The following is a 16174-nucleotide window of genomic DNA, read 5'->3' as shown; positions in this document are numbered from 1 at the left end:
TACGCTCATCGTGACGCCGCGACCTCCCTGCCGTCGACCAGCTTCCGGCGGTACGGGTCGACGTCGAGGGCGACGCTCACGTAGCGCTCCTCGTCCTCGAAGGCCAGGCCGCGATCGACGAAGTACCGGAGCATCCGGTCGATCTCGCCCTCCCCGACGGCGTGCCCGCTCTCGGCCAGACGCCGGCGGATGCCCTCGCGGCCGGCGACCTGGAACATGCCGAGGTACACGTTGCTCTGGACGTCGTCCAGCTCGATCACTTCCTCGGGCCAGCTGGCCCGGCGGTCCTCGATGGTCACCCGGCCGCGTTCGTCGGCCCAGTAGGAGAGGTTGCTCCCCGGGTACGCCCTGGCCCACTCCTCGACCCCCTGCTTCAGCTCGTCCTCCAGGGGCCCCACGATCCCCTGGCTGCGGCTGTCGAAGAGGTAGACGAGGTCGTACAGCTCGTCGCGCGGGACCTGGTAGATGAAGTCGTATATCTCGGCCGGGCGGCGGAACATGAATCCCTGGGTGGGATCCTCGAAGTAGGGACTGAACCGCTCCAACGCTATTCGCCAGGCCCCCGTCGGCGGCTGGAGGTGTTCGAGCGCGGCGAATTTCTTGAGCAGCCCACGGTAGTCCTCCTCGGTCTCGCCGGGAAAACCGTAGAGGATGTTCCACGTCACGTTGAGGCCGAGATCCTGCCCGTCCCGCAGCATCCGCACGTTGTGCGCGGCGCTGACGCCCTTGTCCATGAGGCGCAGCACGTGACTGCTCAGGCTCTCGATGCCGGGCTGGACGTAGAGCACGTTCGCCTTTTTCAGGCTACTGAGCTGCTCCCGCGTCATGTTGGACTTGATCTCGTAATGGATTCGCAGGTCGCAGTCGAGCGCGGCCATCGTCGGCATGGCCGTGCTGAGGTACTTCATGTCGAGGATGTTGTCCACCATGATGAGGTCGAGAACCCGGTACCGCTCGGCCAGGCCCACCACCTCGTCGGCGATGCGTTCGGGGGCCTTGCTCCGGAAATCGATGTTCGATCCGTTCAGGCCGCAGAAGGTGCATTGGTGGACTTCCCCCCACCAGCAGCCGCGCGAGGTCTCCAGCACCACCATCGGGCGGACGTAATGCTGGAAGAGTGAGTTTTCCAGCGCCCGGAAGTAGCTGTCGTAATCGGGCGCGGGCACCATGGCGAACGGCAGTGCCGATTTGGCCGGCGGATTCACCACCGTCCGCCCCTCGTTCCGCCAGCTGAGCCCCGGGACGTCGGCGACGCCCGCGCCCGCGGCGATGCGGTTCAGCAGCGCGGGCAGGGAGCGCTCGCCCTCGCCGCTCAGCACGAAGTCGAACTGCTCGAAGTTCCGGTGCAGGGCCGGGCCCTGCAGCCCGTCGCAGTTGCTGCCGCCGATCACCGTCCGGATGCCCGGCACGAGCCTCTTCAGCTCCCTGGCCAGCGCGAGGGACGGCACGTTCTGCATGAAGGTGCTCGTGAACCCCACCACGTCGGGCGGGTCGGCGGCGATCTCAGCCGCGAGGCCCCGGACGAATCCCCGGGCGTACCTCTGCATCTCGACGGGGACCAGGGGGTCCACGCCGCGCTGCCGGAGGAACTCGGCGAACTCGTCGGCCTGGTAGCTGTCGACGTCGTACAGCGCCGGGGTGAAGACCCAGTCGCCGACACCGTGGAAGACCTGATCCGCGACATTCCCATAGTCCGTCGATGTGATCGCGCCATTGCTCTCACGGATCAGGTGTTCGGCCCACCGGAGGTTGGCGTACAACTCGTCGATCGCCCAGTCGGCGGCGTGCCTTCGGACGCACGGCCCCAGTATTCCCAGGGCACTGGACGGGGTGTCGAGTCCCTGCCACGGCATGGCGACCATCAGGAGTTTCACGGAATTCCCACCCTAAGATAGTCGTCGATATAGGAAGACGCGTAGGGTTGATCGGAGGTGCGGCTTCACTCCCGAGAATTCAGAGCTCGGGCCTCGCTTCAAAGACCCTCGCCTCGGCGGCGGCGAACTGCGAGGGTGCACCACCCTCGGCCCACTCGGTGAGCGACAGGGGGAATGCTAACCGTGCTCGCTAGATCAATACAAGAGACAGTTGAGTGGTCGTTCAGGCTCGATCGCACGCGACGGATCCGAAGTCGGCGCTTCCGCCGGCCGGCCGCGTTCCTGGACGGCGTACGACCGGATCGGCCGGACCGGACCGACCGCGCCGAACGGCATGATCGGCGCACGGGACGGCGGGGCGGAACAGTGGCAGCGGGAAGCGGTCCATGCTGATAGGAAATCGCGCGGAGTCGCGGCCAACGGCCGATGAGCCATTGATCAGCGACAATTGCCCACGGTCCTCCGCGACGCTTTCGACCGGGAGTGGGTCCGGCGGCCGGCCCCGCCGCCCGTTCCATGCCACGTCGACCACCGACGCGTGGCCGGTGGCGACCCCGCGCTCCCCTGCCGAGGATCTCGCGCAGGTCGTGGGTGGTGGCGCGACCGCCGACGCCGGCATCGGTGCGGGCTTGAGGTCAGGCGGTCGATAACATGACGAAGGCTGACCAGACCCAATCTATGGGATGAAAAGCCGATCATGGACGAGCAGGCGCACCGCGTATCGGTGGACCCTCGACAGGGCGCCGCTTCGGAGTACGTGACCCACGTCACGGTGGCGGAGGAAACCGTGGGCGAGGAGGTGTCGTCTTGCTGGTGGTGAGACGAAGCCTGGACGCGGCCGACGAGGACGAACTCGTGCGCCGCACCGCCGACGGCGATCGGCGCGCATTCGACGAGCTGTACCGGCGTACGTCGCCGTGGCTGCTTGCCCGGTTGCGCCGCCGGTGTGCCGACGACGACGTGGTCGCCGACGTGATGCAGGAGACCTACCTGGCTGTCTGGCGGGCTGCGGGTAGCTTCGCCGGGTCGGCGACGTCGGGCAGCGCGGTCGGCTGGCTGTGGACCATCGCCGCCCATCGCCTCGTCGACGCGTTCCGCCGGAGGGCCCGGCAGAACCAGGTACCGGCGGTACCTCTCGCCGAGACGGTCGCCCCCACCGCCGAGGAGGAAGTCATGGCGGGGCGGGTCGGCCAGGAGCTGGAACAGGCCCTGCTTATGCTGCCGCCCGAGGCGCGGCAGGTCCTGCGGGCGATGGTTCTCGACGGGCTCTCGGTACGGGAGACCTCCCTGCTGCTGGGTGTCCCGGAGAACACGGTGAAGTCGCGGGCCCGGCGGGCCCGGATCGCTCTTCGGGAGGCGCTGTCATGACCACGCATCCGAGTCCCGCGGTGATCGCCCGCTACGCCGACCGGGAGGCGAGCCTCGACGAAGTCACGGTGTGGTCGGTCGAGGTGCATCTGGAGGGCTGCGCGGACTGCCGTGCCCAGGTGGCCGGCAGCACGACGGACAACTCGCGGGACCTGCTCGCCCGGGTCGCCGCCGGCGTGGACCACGACATCGCCGCCGGACCGGCTCCGGCCGGCCGCCCGAGCTGGTCGGCGGCCCGGAACCGCTGGCTGGTCTGGCATTCGGCGCCGTGGCTCATCATGACGGTGGCGGTTCTGGGCTGTGCGGTCCTGCTCGACGCACTGCAGTCCAGCATTCCGTCGGTGGTGTCGCTGCTGGCTCCGGTGGCGCCGCTTCCGGGGGTGGCGATCGCGTGGAGCCGGCGCCACGATCCGGCCTGGGAACTGGTCGCCGGCACGCCGGCGGCCGGATTGGCGATGCTGCTGCGACGTACGGCTGGGGTGCTCGCCGTGGTCGTGCCGGCGCTCGCGTTGGCGAGTACCCGTACCGGAGTCTCCCTGGCCTTGACGCTGCTGCCGTGCGTGGCCTTCACCGTGGCGACCATCGCGCTGGGCGCCTTTGTCGGTGTACGCCGGGCCGCTGCCGGGCTCGGCACTGCCTGGGCGATTGCCGTGGTGGTGCCGGCCGTGGTCACCGCCCAGTTGCCGGCGGCGCTGCAACCGGGCAGTTCCGGCGTGTGGGCGCTGCTCGCCCTGGCGCTGGCCGGTTTGGCCGCGACTCGGGCCGACAACTTCCGCCGGCTGACCAGCCACAACTGACCTGTCGGGCACCGCCCGTCTTCGAAAGGACTGATGATGCGTACGGTGAGCGCGGCCGAGACAGCCACCACCATCCATCCCTGGGTGGTCCATGCCGAGGGACTGCGCGTGCGGGCCGGGCGGCACCTGGCCGTCGACGGGCTCGACCTGGCCCTGGGCACCGGCGTCCACGGCCTGCTGGGGCCGAACGGGGCCGGCAAGACCACCCTGATGCGCGCGCTGGCCACGGTGGTGAAACCGGCCGGCGGGCGGCTGACGCTGCTCGGGGAGTCGGTCGACGGCCGTGCCGACCTGCGGCGGGTACGTCGCGGGCTGGGCTACCTGCCGCAGCAGTTCGGGTTCTACCCGCGCTTCACGGTGCGGGAGTTCGTCGAGTACATGGCGTGGCTCAAGGAGATGCCGAAGACCGCGGTGCCGGGCGCGGTGCAGCGGGCGATCGATCGGGTCGGCCTCGCGGCCAAGGCGGGTGCCCGGATGAAGACGCTGTCCGGCGGCATGCTGCGCCGGGCGGGCATCGCGCAGGCGATCGTCAACGATCCGGCGGTGCTGCTGCTCGACGAGCCCACCGTCGGTCTCGACCCGGAGCAGCGCCTCGACTTCCGGGAGCTGCTGCGCGACGTCGGCGTCGACAGCTGCGTCTTGGTCTCCACCCACCTGGTCGAGGACGTGGTGGCCGCGTGCACCGACGTCGTCATGATCAACGGGGGTCGGCTCGTCTACCAGGGCACCCCGAACGACCTCATCGCGCAGGGCGGACAGGGCGACGCCGGCGACAGCGCGGCCGAGCGGGGCTATTCCGCGCTGCTGCGCCGGCACCGGGCGGAGGCCGGCCGATGAGCCACATTCTCGGTATCGAACTGCGCCGCTCCGCCGCGCTCGGAACCGCCCTGACTCTGCTGGTGGTCGGCGTCGTGCTGCTCTTCTTCGCCGAAGGGATCGGCTTCGCGACCGGATGGATGCAGCTCGCCATGACGCAGCGGCTCTATCTGGCGGTGCTGTGGCCACTGGCGCTGGCTGCCGGCGCCTGGCAGGCACGCCGCGAGCACCGGTCGAACGTGGCGGAACTGTTCGCCAGCACCCCTCGCCCGGTGGCGCAACGGACGGCACCGACACTCGGTGCAATGGCTGTCGCGGTGGTCTGCGGATACCTGGCGATGGGTCTGGCCGGGGGCCTGTGGATCATCGGCACCGCCGAGTACCTGCCGGTGTCGGTCTTCGTCGTCATGGCCGTCGGCGGCCTGGCGCTGATCGCGGCAGCCTGGCTCGGCCTGGCGGTCGGCCGCCTGCTGCCGTCGCCGGCGACCGCTCCGGCGCTCGGCGTGGCAGGCATGGCGCTGCTGCTGCTCATTCCCGCCGCGACCCGTCCCAAGGGATGGCTGGCCCTGGTGTTCTCGCCGATCTACGAGATGAACAAGCCGGGTGCCTACTCGACCGTGCCCGGCCGGGTCAGCGTCGCCCAGGCCATCTGGCTGACCGCTCTCGCCGTCTGCGCCGTGCTGCTGTTCGCGTCCAGCGGTTGGCGAATCCGCGTGGCGGCGCTGCTGCCGGTGGTGGCCGGCGCCGCACTGGCGATCACGGTCATGCCCCACCAGAACAGGTTCGTCTTCGACGCGATCGACCCGGTGGCGCAGGAACTGGTGTGCGCCGAGGACGAACCGCGGGTGTGCGTCAGCCGGGTCCATTCCGGACTGCTGTCCGAGGTAGCCCCACGGGCCCGGGAAGGTCTGGCGATACTGGCGAAGCTGCCGGACGCGCCAACCCGGGTGCACGAGGACACCACCACGTACTTCCCCGACGTCTACCCGCGGTGGAACAAGGATGTCGTCCTGCTCCGCATCGAGGCCGGCCCCAACGGTCACCTCGATAACGAGGCCGGTGTGCCGGCGGGCGTGGTGTCCGGGGCGTTCACCGGCCCACCTGGATGCGAGAAGTCCGCCAGCCTGGCGGAGACACTGGCAGCCGCCCACTGGCTGATCGGACGCGAGCCGGTGGCCGACGACAGCTACGACCCCGCGGACATCGCCGAAGCCGTGCAGCTGTGGCGCGACCTGCGAGGACTGCCCGCCGGCGAGGCGGACGCCCGGGTCAGAGCACTGCGCCAGGCCGCGGTGACCTGCTCGGTCGGCGACGGACTGCTCTCCCGGAGCACGCGATGAGGTGGCTGACGCTGTACCTGCGCTCCCGGCGTGCCCCGATGGCGCTGGCCGCGGCCGGCGGCTGTGCGGCGCTGACGTGGTCACTGTGGTCCGTGTTCTCCGACAGCCGCAACGTAGACGTACTGATGGTCGTCCTGACGGTCCTGCTGCTGGTCGCCGCCCTGACCGCCACGCTCGGCGGCCCCGACGACGCCATCGAGAGAGCGGCCGGGTTGCCTTGGCCGCCGCGACGGGTCGCGCATCTGCTGGTGGCGTTCCTGGTCGTAGTGGTGTTGCCGCTGGCCACGCTGGCGACCGGGGCCCGCTTCGGCCCTGCCTGGCTGGTGGTGCGCGACGCGGCCGGGCTGCTCGGACTGACCGCCCTGGGCGCCGCGACGATCGGCACCGCCCGGGCGTGGTTCCTGCCGCTGGGCTGGACGCTGGCCGCGATCCTGTTCCCTCGGTCGGAACCGATCGGGCAAATCCTGACGTGGCAGGCGCAGCCTCCGGGGAGTACCGCTGCGGCCGTGACGGCAGGGCTGCTCGCGCTCGGTGGGCTCATCGCGTACGCGGCGGCCGGGCCGGCTCCGCGCGCGCCCGCCGAAGCCGCCCAGCAATGACCTGGCGCCCCGCCGCCAACTGCGCGATCCCGACCCGGTTGCCAATGGGTTGATTCCGTGACAGAGGCGGAACATCCCCCACGCCGGCGCGGGGCCATACGGCGACGGTATGGGGGAATCGGTATGGAGCACTGCCCCCGCGCTTCTTCCCAGGCTCCCCACGCCGGACGATGATCTCGACATCGATAGATGCGAATGCATCTCGGATTGGGGAGGTCAAACTTGAGATCAGCCCTTGCGCTGGCCGGCGTCACCATGCTGGTCGGCAGCAGTCTCGTGGTCACCGCCACGAGTGCGTCCGCCGCCCCGCCACCCACGCCGGGCCCCGCGCTGGTCACCGCCGCCGACGCGGCACTGAAGGACAACGCCCGGACCGTCAAGGCCTCGGCGAAGGACCGGTACGCCGTCCACAGCAGCAAGCGGGACGCGAACGGCGGCGGCGTGGTCCGCTACACCCGCACGTACGACGGGCTCCGCGTCTACGGCGGGGACTTCGTCATTCGCACCGAGGCCGACGGCGACTTCGCCGGCAGCTCGGTCGGCCTGGCGGCCCCGCTGAGTCTCGGCACCACCCCGAAGGTCAGCGCCGAACGGGCCCGGAAGGCGGCAACCGCCGAGTTCTCCGGCAAGGTCACCGCCACCGGCCAGGCGGAACTGTTCGTCGACGCCAGCAGCGGGACCGGGCGGCTGGCCTGGGAGACCGTGGTCACCGGCTGGGCGCCGGACGGGCAGACCCCGTCGAAGCTGCACGTCATCAGCGACGCGCTGACCGGCGCGCTGATCGGCTCGTACGACGAGATCGAGTCGGTCACCGGCAGCGGCACGGGCATCTACACCGGCGCGGTCAGCGTCGACACCACGCTCTCCGGCAGCACGTACCAGATGATCGACCCGGTGCGCGGCAACGGCCGTACCTGTGACATGAACAACGGCACGTCGACCTGCACCACGTTCACCGACGCCGACAACGTCTGGGGCACCGGCGCCAACACCAACCGGCAGTCCGCCGCCGTCGACGCCCACTTCGGCGCCGCCAAGACGTTCGACTACTTCAAGAACGTGCACGGCCGCAACGGCATCTTCGGCAACGGCACCGGCGTGCCGTCGCGGGTGCACTACGGCAACGCCTACGTCAACGCCTTCTGGGACGGCGCCCAGATGACCTACGGCGACGGCGCGGGCAACGCCAAGCCGCTCGTCTCGCTCGACGTGGCCGGCCACGAGATGTCCCACGGCGTCACCGCCAACGTCGTTCCCGGCGGCCTGACCTACTCCGGCGAGTCCGGCGGCCTCAACGAGGCCACCAGCGACATCTTCGGCAACATGGTCGAGTTCTACGCCAACGCGCCGAGCGACCCGGGCGACTACCAGGTCGGCGAGAAGATCGACATCAACGGCAACAACACCCCACTGCGCTACATGTACGACCCGACGCTGGACAGCAGGTCGCACGGCTGCTGGTCGACCGGCACCAACGGCATCGACGTGCACTACTCCTCGGGCGTGGCCAACCACTTCTTCTTCAACCTGGCCGAGGGCACCGGCGCCACCGCGTACGGCACCTCGCCGCTCTGCGGCACCGCTGCCCCGATGACCGGGATCGGCCGGGCGAAGGCGGAGAAGATCTGGTTCCGCGCCCTGGACGTGTACTTCGTCTCGAACACCCGCTACGTGAACACCGCCCAGCCGACGAACACCGCGCGGCTGCACACCCTGTCGGCCGCCACCGACCTGTACGGCCTCTGCAGCACCGAGTACAAGGCGGTGATGGCCGCCTGGACCGCGGTGAACGTGGTTGGCTCCGAGTCCTGTGCCGCCAACGACTTCTCCGTCTCGGTCGCCCCGGCGGCGCTGACGATCGACCCGGGCGCCTCGGCCACCGCCACGGTCAGCACCGCGGTCATCCGCGGCACGGCCGAGCAGGTGACCTTCTCGACCGGCCCGCTGCCGGCGGGCGTGACCGTCTCGTTCAATCCGCCGTCGGTCACCGCCGGTGGGTCGACCACGCTCACGGTCAGTGCCTCCGCCACGGCCGGCAGCGGTTCCTCCGCGATCACCGTGGTCGGCACCTCCCCCTCGATCGCCCGCACGAGCACCCTGAACCTGACGGTGAACGGGCTGCCGGGCTGCTCCGGCACGAACGGGACCGACGTGACGATCCCCGACAACACGACGGTGGAGAGCGCGATCGTGATCAGCGGCTGCGCGGCGACCCCCTCCACCGCGAGCAAGGTCGAGGTGCACATCGTGCACACCTACATCGGTGACCTCGTGGTCAGCCTCGTCGCACCTGACGGCAGCGCGTACGTGCTGCACAACCGCTCCGGCAGCAGCACCGACAACATCGACCAGACCTACACCGTGAACCTCTCCACGGAGACCGCGAACGGGACCTGGCGGTTGCGGGTCCAGGACGCGGCCAGCCTCGACACCGGCTACCTCAACGGCTGGACCCTGAACCTCTGACCGTACCGCCGTGAGAGCGGGCCACCCTGGTCGTCCAGGGTGGCCCGCTCCGCGTTCAGTCCCGGGCCGGCGTCACCCCCGACCTGCCCGAACAGGGCCTCGACCCGATCGCCGAGTACCCGGCCCGCCGGGATCGCCCGTTCCCGCAGGACGGCAGGCGGTGCGCGAGGATCCGGCGACCCCGCTGGGCGGCCCGGCAGCGATCCGATTGGTGGAGCGGGTCTGGATCCACGGACGGCGGAGCCGGCCGGTACGGCCGGAAGGGATGTCGATCGGTCGGGTTTCCGACCGGCCCAAGTACACAAAGGACGATGACCTCCTACGGTGGCTTCCGGCACGCCACGGAATGGACGCCGCCGGGAATCGACCCGGCGGCGCGATTCAGGCGTTTTACAGGGGGTTGTCTCGATGCACGTTCGGAGCCGCGTCGTCGCGGGTCTGGTTGCCGGGGCTGTTCTGTTGACAGGCCAACCGGCGGCTGCGGGCACTGTGCCGGGCGGGACCGCCGACGATGTCGCGAGCACCGCCGCTCGCACCGTCGTGAGAACAGTCGGCGGCGCTGCGACGCGCACGGCCGCGACGCAACCGGCCCCGGGGCACACCGGGCTGGTTCCCAGCACGCCGCGCAATGACGTACCGAGGATCACCGACGGTGAGATCACGGACATCGAGGTGATCGGCAACCGGGTCTTCATCGCCGGCTCCTTCACCGCGATCGCCAACGTCGGCGCGACGCCGCTCGCGCAGCCGGCGCTGGCCTCATACAACATCGACACGGGCCAGATCGACACCGGCTTCCGGCCGACGTTCGACGGATCGGTGGAGGCGGTCGAAGCCGCGCCGGACGGCTCGTCGCTCTATGTCGCCGGCTCGTTCAACACGGTCGGTGGCCTGACGAAGCGCAAGATCGTGCGGCTCGACCCGGTCACCGGCGCTCCGATCGCGGCGTTCACCGCCCAGGGGAACGGGCGCGCGACCGCGCTGGCCGTGAGCGACACCGCCGTGTACGTGGGCGGCCAGTTCACGAAGATCAACAGCGTGACCCGCAACGGGCTGGCCGCGCTCAACCCGACGACGGGGGCGGTGGACAGCGCGTTCAACCTGCCCCTGTCCGGCGGCATCGGCGTCGGCGGCATGCTCACCGTGCAGCAGCTCAAGCTGACGCACGACGGCAGCAGCCTGCTGGTCGTGCACACCGGTCGCCAGATCGCCGGCCAGGACCGCTACGGCGTCGGCCTCGTCGACACCGCCACCAGGGCCCTCCTGCCGTGGCGCACGCGACTGTGGGAGGACAACCTCTCCTTCGTCGGCGGCATCCAGCGGGTCTTCGCCGGTGACGTCGCGCCTGACGACTCCTACTTCGTCGTCACCAGCGGCTCGGGCGGCGACCGGCCGCCGATCAACGACACCGCGATCGCGTTCCCGGTGACCGGCGCCGACCACGTCGAGCCGATCTGGGTGTCCCGGCACTTCGACAGCATCTACTCGGTCGCCATCACCGAGACGGCCGTGTACGTCGGCGGCCACTTCAGCTGGCAGGAGTCGCCGACCTCCAACGTCCCGTGGCCCGGCCTGGACAACGTCGGGTACGGCACGGGCCAGGGCCTGAGCGGCTACGGTCTCGGCGACCAGGTGGTCCGCCGTGACCACCTCGGCGCGCTCGACCCGGCCACGGGCACGGCGATCGAGTGGAACCCGGGTTCCAGCTCGTACGAGGGGGAGAAGGCCCTCCTCGCCACCCCGCGGGGTCTCTTCGCCGGTGGCGACGGCAACACCAAGGGCGGCCTGCCGGTGGGGCGGGTCGGGTTCTTCGACCTCACCCGGGCACCGGCACCCTCGCCGGTCGACACGACGATCGCCACGCCCATCGAGGGGGCGGTCGAGCAGGCCAACACGCCGTTCGCGCTCGGCGGGCAGGCGACCTCCCCGGCCGGCGTCACCAAGGTCGGGATCGAGATCCAGAACCGGGGTTCCAAGAAGTACCTACAGGACGACCTCACGACGTGGGGCGCCGCCAACAGCATCAACGCGACGGTCGCGGCGGTGAACACCGCCTCGACCTCGTGGTCCCTTCCGGTGTCGCTGCCCGTCGGCGAATACCAGGTCCAGGCGAAGACGTTCGGCAACAGCGGCGAGAGCGATGCCTCGAAGGCCGTCAAGAAGATCGAGACCTTCAGCTTCGACGACCTGCCGCCGACGACGAAGATCACCTCGCCGCCCGCCGGCCTGGTCGCCGCTCAGAGCTTCGTCGCGACCGGCACCGCCAGCGACGACAAGGGCGTCAGCGCGATGACGTACTCGTTCCGCAGGTCGGACAACCAGTACCTCCAGGACGACGGGACGGCCGCACCGGTCTACAACACGTTCCGCGGCGAGCCGGACGTCATCGGCGCGCTGTCGACCACCTGGCAGGTCGAGGTGGTCCTACCCACCGAGGGCGAGTGGAAGATGACGGCCACCGCCATCGACACCGCCGGTCAGAGCGACCTGCGCGGCGACAGCCGGGACTGGATCATCTCGGCGACGGGTGCCGCGCCGACGGTGGCCGTCAGCGCCCCCGTGCCGATGACGCCGCCCACCGCCGCCGCGCCGATCACCGTCGCACCGGGCGGCTCGATCACGTTCTCGGGGACCGCCAGCGACGACGGCACCCTCAAGTCGGTTGAGATCTACCTGCGCAACAACACCACCCGCGAGGCGCTGGCCGCCGACGGCACGTGGGGCGCCGACTCGATCGCGGCCTACCACCGGGTCTCACCGACGAACCTGAACGCCGCGTCGTACAACTGGTCCTACACCACCGTGCCGCTCACGCCCGGGGTGTACGACTTTCGGGTACGGGCCACCGACAACCTGGGCCTGAGCACGGCGACCGCCAACCTGGGCCGGCTCACCGTCACCGCCCAGGTGCCCGGTGACGCCTTCCCGAACGGCCTGTTGAGTTTCACCGGTGTCGACCAGAACGTCGAGCAACTGCACCTCGACCTGGCCGGCACCGCGACCGACGACAAGGGCGTGCAGAGCGTGCGGGTGGCGCTGCGCGACCTGGACACCGGCCGGTACGTGCAGCCGAACGGCACCATGGCGGCGAGCTTCGCCACGGTGAACGCCACCCTCGCCTCGCCCGGCGCGACGAGCAGCACCTTCGCCCTGTCGATCGACCTGCCGACCAAGGGTGAGTACAGCGTCGAGGCGTGGGCCGTCGACACGGCGGGCCAGCAGGACGGCTCGACCTCCGGCGCCACCGCCCGGTACCTCGTGTATCCGGGCGACCTCGACCCACGGCTGGAACCGAGCCTCACCCCGCAGGACGGCGAGGTCTACCCCGACTCGCGGATCGTGGTCACCGGACGTGCCGTGGACGACGTCGGGATGCTTCGGGTGGAGGTCCAGATCGTCAACAGCGCGGGCAAGGGGATGAACGCCTCCGGCGTGTTCGGCAGCACGAACGCCCCCTGGATCTCGGTCTTCCTCACCAGCCCGGGTTCCCCGGGGTCAAACTTCGCGTACACGTCACCGGTGATCCCGGCGGGTGCCTACACCATCTCGGTCCGGGGGACCGACAACTACGGTCAGCTGCAACAACCGCCGAAGACCGTCTCCGTGACCGTCAGCTGAGTCCGATCGGCCGCGGACCGATCTGCTGCGGGACAGCGCTTTTCGCTCCCACGGCAGATCGGTCCGCGGCCTCGTACCGTCGACGCGCTCCCAGGCGGGCCGCCGGAGGTCATGCGGGAGCGCGAGTCCTCATACGACCTCCTGATACCCGCGGAAACCATATCTATCAACCCGCGTCGAAAAGAACTCCATCAATCGATGGACGTATTCTGCCAATCGCCGTCCCGTCAATCGACGCAGTACTATCCCGAAAACCGATCAGACCATTCCATCGGGTCACGAGCACGATGGACTGGCCGGAGCAGAGGGATGGCGCAGAGATGAGACTCCGCCACAGGACGATCTTCACCCACACCCGTCGACCCGGGCTGGCCGTCATGGCCGTCCTCGCCACCACCACCCTGGCCGCCACCATGCTCGCCGGTCCGGCGTCTTCGGCACCCGCCGCCGGGCCGGCGTCGGGCGCGATCGGCGAGATCCTGGGCGCCGGCAGTGCGACGGCGGTTCCCGGCAGCTACATCGTGACGCTCAAGGAGAGCGCGGTCGGCAGCCGGTCCACGGTGTCCAGCGCGGTCAGCGGCTTGGCCGGCCGGTACGGCGTGCACCCGGACCAGGTCTGGGGCGACGCCCTGAACGGCTTCTCCATGCGGGCGCCGGAGGCGGTCGCCCGCCGGTTGGCCGCCGACCCGGCGGTGGCCCACGTGGAGCAGGACCGGTTGACCACGTTGGCCACCACGCAACTGAACGCGCCATGGAACCTGGACCGGATCGACGCACCGTCGGGGCTCAGCGGCACCTACAGCTACGTCAGCCAGGGCACCGGGGTCAGGGCGTACATCGTCGACTCCGGGATCTACATCGGGCACCAGGAATTCGGCGGTCAGGCGATCTACGGCTATGACGCGGTCGACGGCATGTTGCCGGCCGACGACTGCAACGGGCATGGCACCCATACCGCCGGCACCGTCGGCGGGACGACGTACGGGGTGGCCAAGGACGTCGTGCTGGTCGCGGTCAAGGTGTTCGACTGCGCCCTGCCCAGCACCCTGTCGATCCTGATCAACGGCATCAACTGGATGGTCGCCGACCACCAGGCGGGGCAGCCCGCCGTCGCGAACGTCGGGATCCAGTCCACCTTCAACAACGCGCTCAACACCGCGGTGGCCAACGCCGTCGCCGACGGCATCACCGTGACGGTCCCCGCTGGCAACTCGAACACCAACGCCTGCAACTTCTCACCCGCGTCGGCGCCGACCGCGCTGACCGTTGCCGCGACGCAGTCGAACGACAGTCGGGCCAGCTTCTCCAACTACGGCCCCTGCGTGGACATCTTCGCCCCAGGCGTGAGCATCATGTCCGCCTGGATCAGCTCGACCACGGCGGTGCAGATGTTCAGCGGCACCTCACACGCCGCGCCGCATGTGGCCGGGGCGGCGGCCCGGGTGCTGAGCATCTACCCGACGTGGACACCGGCCCAGGTGGAGAGCTTCCTGTTCGGCGTCGCCAACCCGGCCGTGGTCAACCCGGGTGCCGGCTCGCCCAACCGGCTCCTCTACCTGTCTCCAACGTTCTGATCCGTCGCCGGAGGCTGCCGAGGCCGGCCCTGCGCGGTCAACTCCCTGACATCACGCAGGTGGCGAGCAGGCCGCGCAGGGCCGGCCCGACGCCGATCACCACGGCCGGGAGGACGGCGGTCGTGAAGGTTTCCATCACAGAAGACGAGGTGACCGGCAAATCTATCCATCGATCCTCGTTGTCATATATCGTGCGGCGACCAGGGTTCCGAGAGCCGGAGTCCTGGTTCTCCGGAAGGGGTGACGGTGAGTCCTCGAATTCCCGTAAGGCGAGTGAGTCGCCTGCTCGGCGCCGTGACGGTGCTGGCCATCGGGCTCGGCGGCCCGGCCCTGCTGGCCACCGGGCCGGCCGCCGCCGCCGGCTCCACCCGCGCGACGACGCCCGTCGTGTCAGCACACCCGCTCGGCAGCGCCTTCGACACGGCCGCCACCCGGTACGGCGTGCCCCGCGATCTGCTGATCGCGCTCGGCTACGCCGAGACCCGGCTGGACGGCCACGCCGGTCTGCCGAGCGCCTCCGGTGGCTACGGTGTCATGCACCTGGCCAGCAACCGACAGGTACGCACGCTGGACGAGGCGGCCACCCTCACCGGGCTGCACCGCCGGGCGCTCACCGGTGACCCGGCTGCGAACATCGCCGGCGCCGCCGCCGTGCTGCGCTCGTACGCCGACCGGGCCGGGCTCACCGTTGCCCAACGGGCCGACGTCAACCACTGGTACGGCCCGGTGGTCCGCTACGGCGGGGCGGCCGATCCGACGGTCGCCCGGCTCTACGCGGACACCGTCTTCGGCCTGCTCACGGCCGGATTCACCGCAGGGCGAGCCGGCGCGCTGACCGTTGCGGGGCGGCCGGTGGCGCCGCAGCGTGGCGCCCTGGCCCAGGTGCCGGCCGCCGGGACCGGCGGCTTCGGCACGATGAGCACCGACTACGGGCCGGCTGCCTGGGCGCCGGCCAGCACCAGCAACTACACCGTGGCGAGCCGGCCGAGCACCTACCGGATCAACTACATCGTCATCCACACCACGCAGGGCTCCTACGCCAGCGCGATCAGTTGGTTCCAGAACCCGGCGGCCCAGGTGAGCGCGCACTACACCTTCCGCTCCTCCGACGGGGCGGTCACCCAGTCGGTGCGTGAGAAGGACGTCGCCTGGCACGCCGGCAACTGGACCTACAACACCCAGTCGGTCGGCATCGAGCACGAGGGATACGTCGACAACCCGAGCTGGTACACCGACTCGATGTACCGGGCGTCCGCGGCGCTCACCCGCACCCTGGCCGATCGGTACGGCATCCCGAAGGACCGGGCGCACATCATCGGCCACAGCCAGGTGCCGGGCGCCACCCACACCGATCCCGGGCCGAACTGGAACTGGACGTACTACATGCAGCTCGTGAACGGGGGCGCCAGCACCGTCGGCTCCGGAACGGTGAACACCGAGGCATCGAGCCTCAACGTCCGGTCCGGCCCCGGCACCGGGTACACCGTCGTCGGTTCGGTCGCCGACGGCGCCACCGTCGCGATCTACTGCCAGACCACCGGCACCACGGTCACCGGCCCCTCCGGCACCTCCAACGTCTGGAACCGGATCGGCACCGGCCAGTACGTCGCCGACGCCTTCGTACTGACCGGTCACGACGGCTTCATTCCGGGCGTGCCTCGCTGCTGAGCGGGGAGCGGGGAGCACGGTGCAGCCGGCCGATGGTGTGCGACGACCGGTCCG

Annotated in this window: 10 protein-coding genes; 9 read left to right on the top strand and 1 reads right to left on the bottom strand. The window is 70.2% G+C overall.

Annotated features, from left to right (window positions below):
* Positions 1 to 5: 5 nt before the first annotated feature.
* Positions 6 to 1874, bottom strand: a complete 1869-nt coding sequence (locus tag C5N14_RS14960; RefSeq protein ID WP_117668701.1) for a RiPP maturation radical SAM C-methyltransferase — start codon at positions 1872 to 1874, stop codon at positions 6 to 8.
* A gap of 816 nt (positions 1875 to 2690) precedes the next feature.
* Here C5N14_RS14960 and C5N14_RS14955 point away from each other — a divergent pair.
* The 9 genes from C5N14_RS14955 to C5N14_RS33105 all read left to right on the top strand — a co-directional run bounded on the left by C5N14_RS14955 (position 2691) and on the right by C5N14_RS33105 (position 16120).
* Complete coding sequence (locus C5N14_RS14955) at positions 2691 to 3242, top strand: RNA polymerase sigma factor (RefSeq protein ID WP_207892747.1); 552 nt, start codon at positions 2691 to 2693, stop codon at positions 3240 to 3242.
* Positions 3239 to 4039 carry a zf-HC2 domain-containing protein gene (locus C5N14_RS14950; RefSeq protein ID WP_117668700.1) on the top strand — a complete coding sequence of 267 codons (801 nt, stop codon included), beginning with the start codon at positions 3239 to 3241 and terminating at the stop codon, positions 4037 to 4039. The genes C5N14_RS14955 and C5N14_RS14950 overlap by 4 nt, the downstream gene beginning before the upstream one ends.
* 36 nt (positions 4040 to 4075) lie before the next feature.
* Entirely contained in the window at positions 4076 to 4876 is an 801-nt protein-coding gene (locus tag C5N14_RS14945; RefSeq protein WP_117668699.1) for an ATP-binding cassette domain-containing protein, read from the top strand.
* The gene (locus C5N14_RS14940) at positions 4873 to 6195 is read left to right on the top strand and encodes an ABC transporter permease (protein ID WP_117668698.1); all 1323 of its coding nucleotides are present in this window, start codon (positions 4873 to 4875) and stop codon (positions 6193 to 6195) included. The genes C5N14_RS14945 and C5N14_RS14940 overlap by 4 nt, the downstream gene beginning before the upstream one ends.
* On the top strand, positions 6192 to 6794 hold the full coding sequence (locus C5N14_RS14935) for a hypothetical protein (protein WP_117668697.1): 603 nt from the start codon (positions 6192 to 6194) through the stop codon (positions 6792 to 6794). The genes C5N14_RS14940 and C5N14_RS14935 overlap by 4 nt, the downstream gene beginning before the upstream one ends.
* 222 nt (positions 6795 to 7016) lie before the next feature.
* A complete protein-coding gene (locus tag C5N14_RS14930; protein WP_243639604.1) occupies positions 7017 to 9260 on the top strand; it encodes a M4 family metallopeptidase in 2244 nt (747 codons plus the stop codon).
* A 324-nt stretch (positions 9261 to 9584) separates the two neighbouring features.
* Positions 9585 to 12878: an Ig-like domain-containing protein gene (locus C5N14_RS14925; RefSeq protein WP_243639603.1), complete on the top strand. Its 3294-nt coding sequence runs from the start codon at positions 9585 to 9587 to the stop codon at positions 12876 to 12878.
* A gap of 320 nt (positions 12879 to 13198) precedes the next feature.
* Positions 13199 to 14452, top strand: coding sequence for a S8 family peptidase (locus tag C5N14_RS14920; RefSeq protein WP_117668694.1), 1254 nt, complete (start codon positions 13199 to 13201; stop codon positions 14450 to 14452).
* A 273-nt stretch (positions 14453 to 14725) separates the two neighbouring features.
* Complete coding sequence (locus C5N14_RS33105; RefSeq protein WP_243639601.1) at positions 14726 to 16120, top strand: N-acetylmuramoyl-L-alanine amidase; 1395 nt, start codon at positions 14726 to 14728, stop codon at positions 16118 to 16120.
* Positions 16121 to 16174 lie beyond the last annotated feature (54 nt).

The organism is Micromonospora sp. MW-13 (genome assembly GCF_003434305.1).
In the GTDB taxonomy this organism is placed as follows: domain Bacteria; phylum Actinomycetota; class Actinomycetes; order Mycobacteriales; family Micromonosporaceae; genus Micromonospora.
Note: the sequence above shows the minus strand (reverse complement) of the source record. Positions and strands in the feature narration are given on the sequence as shown.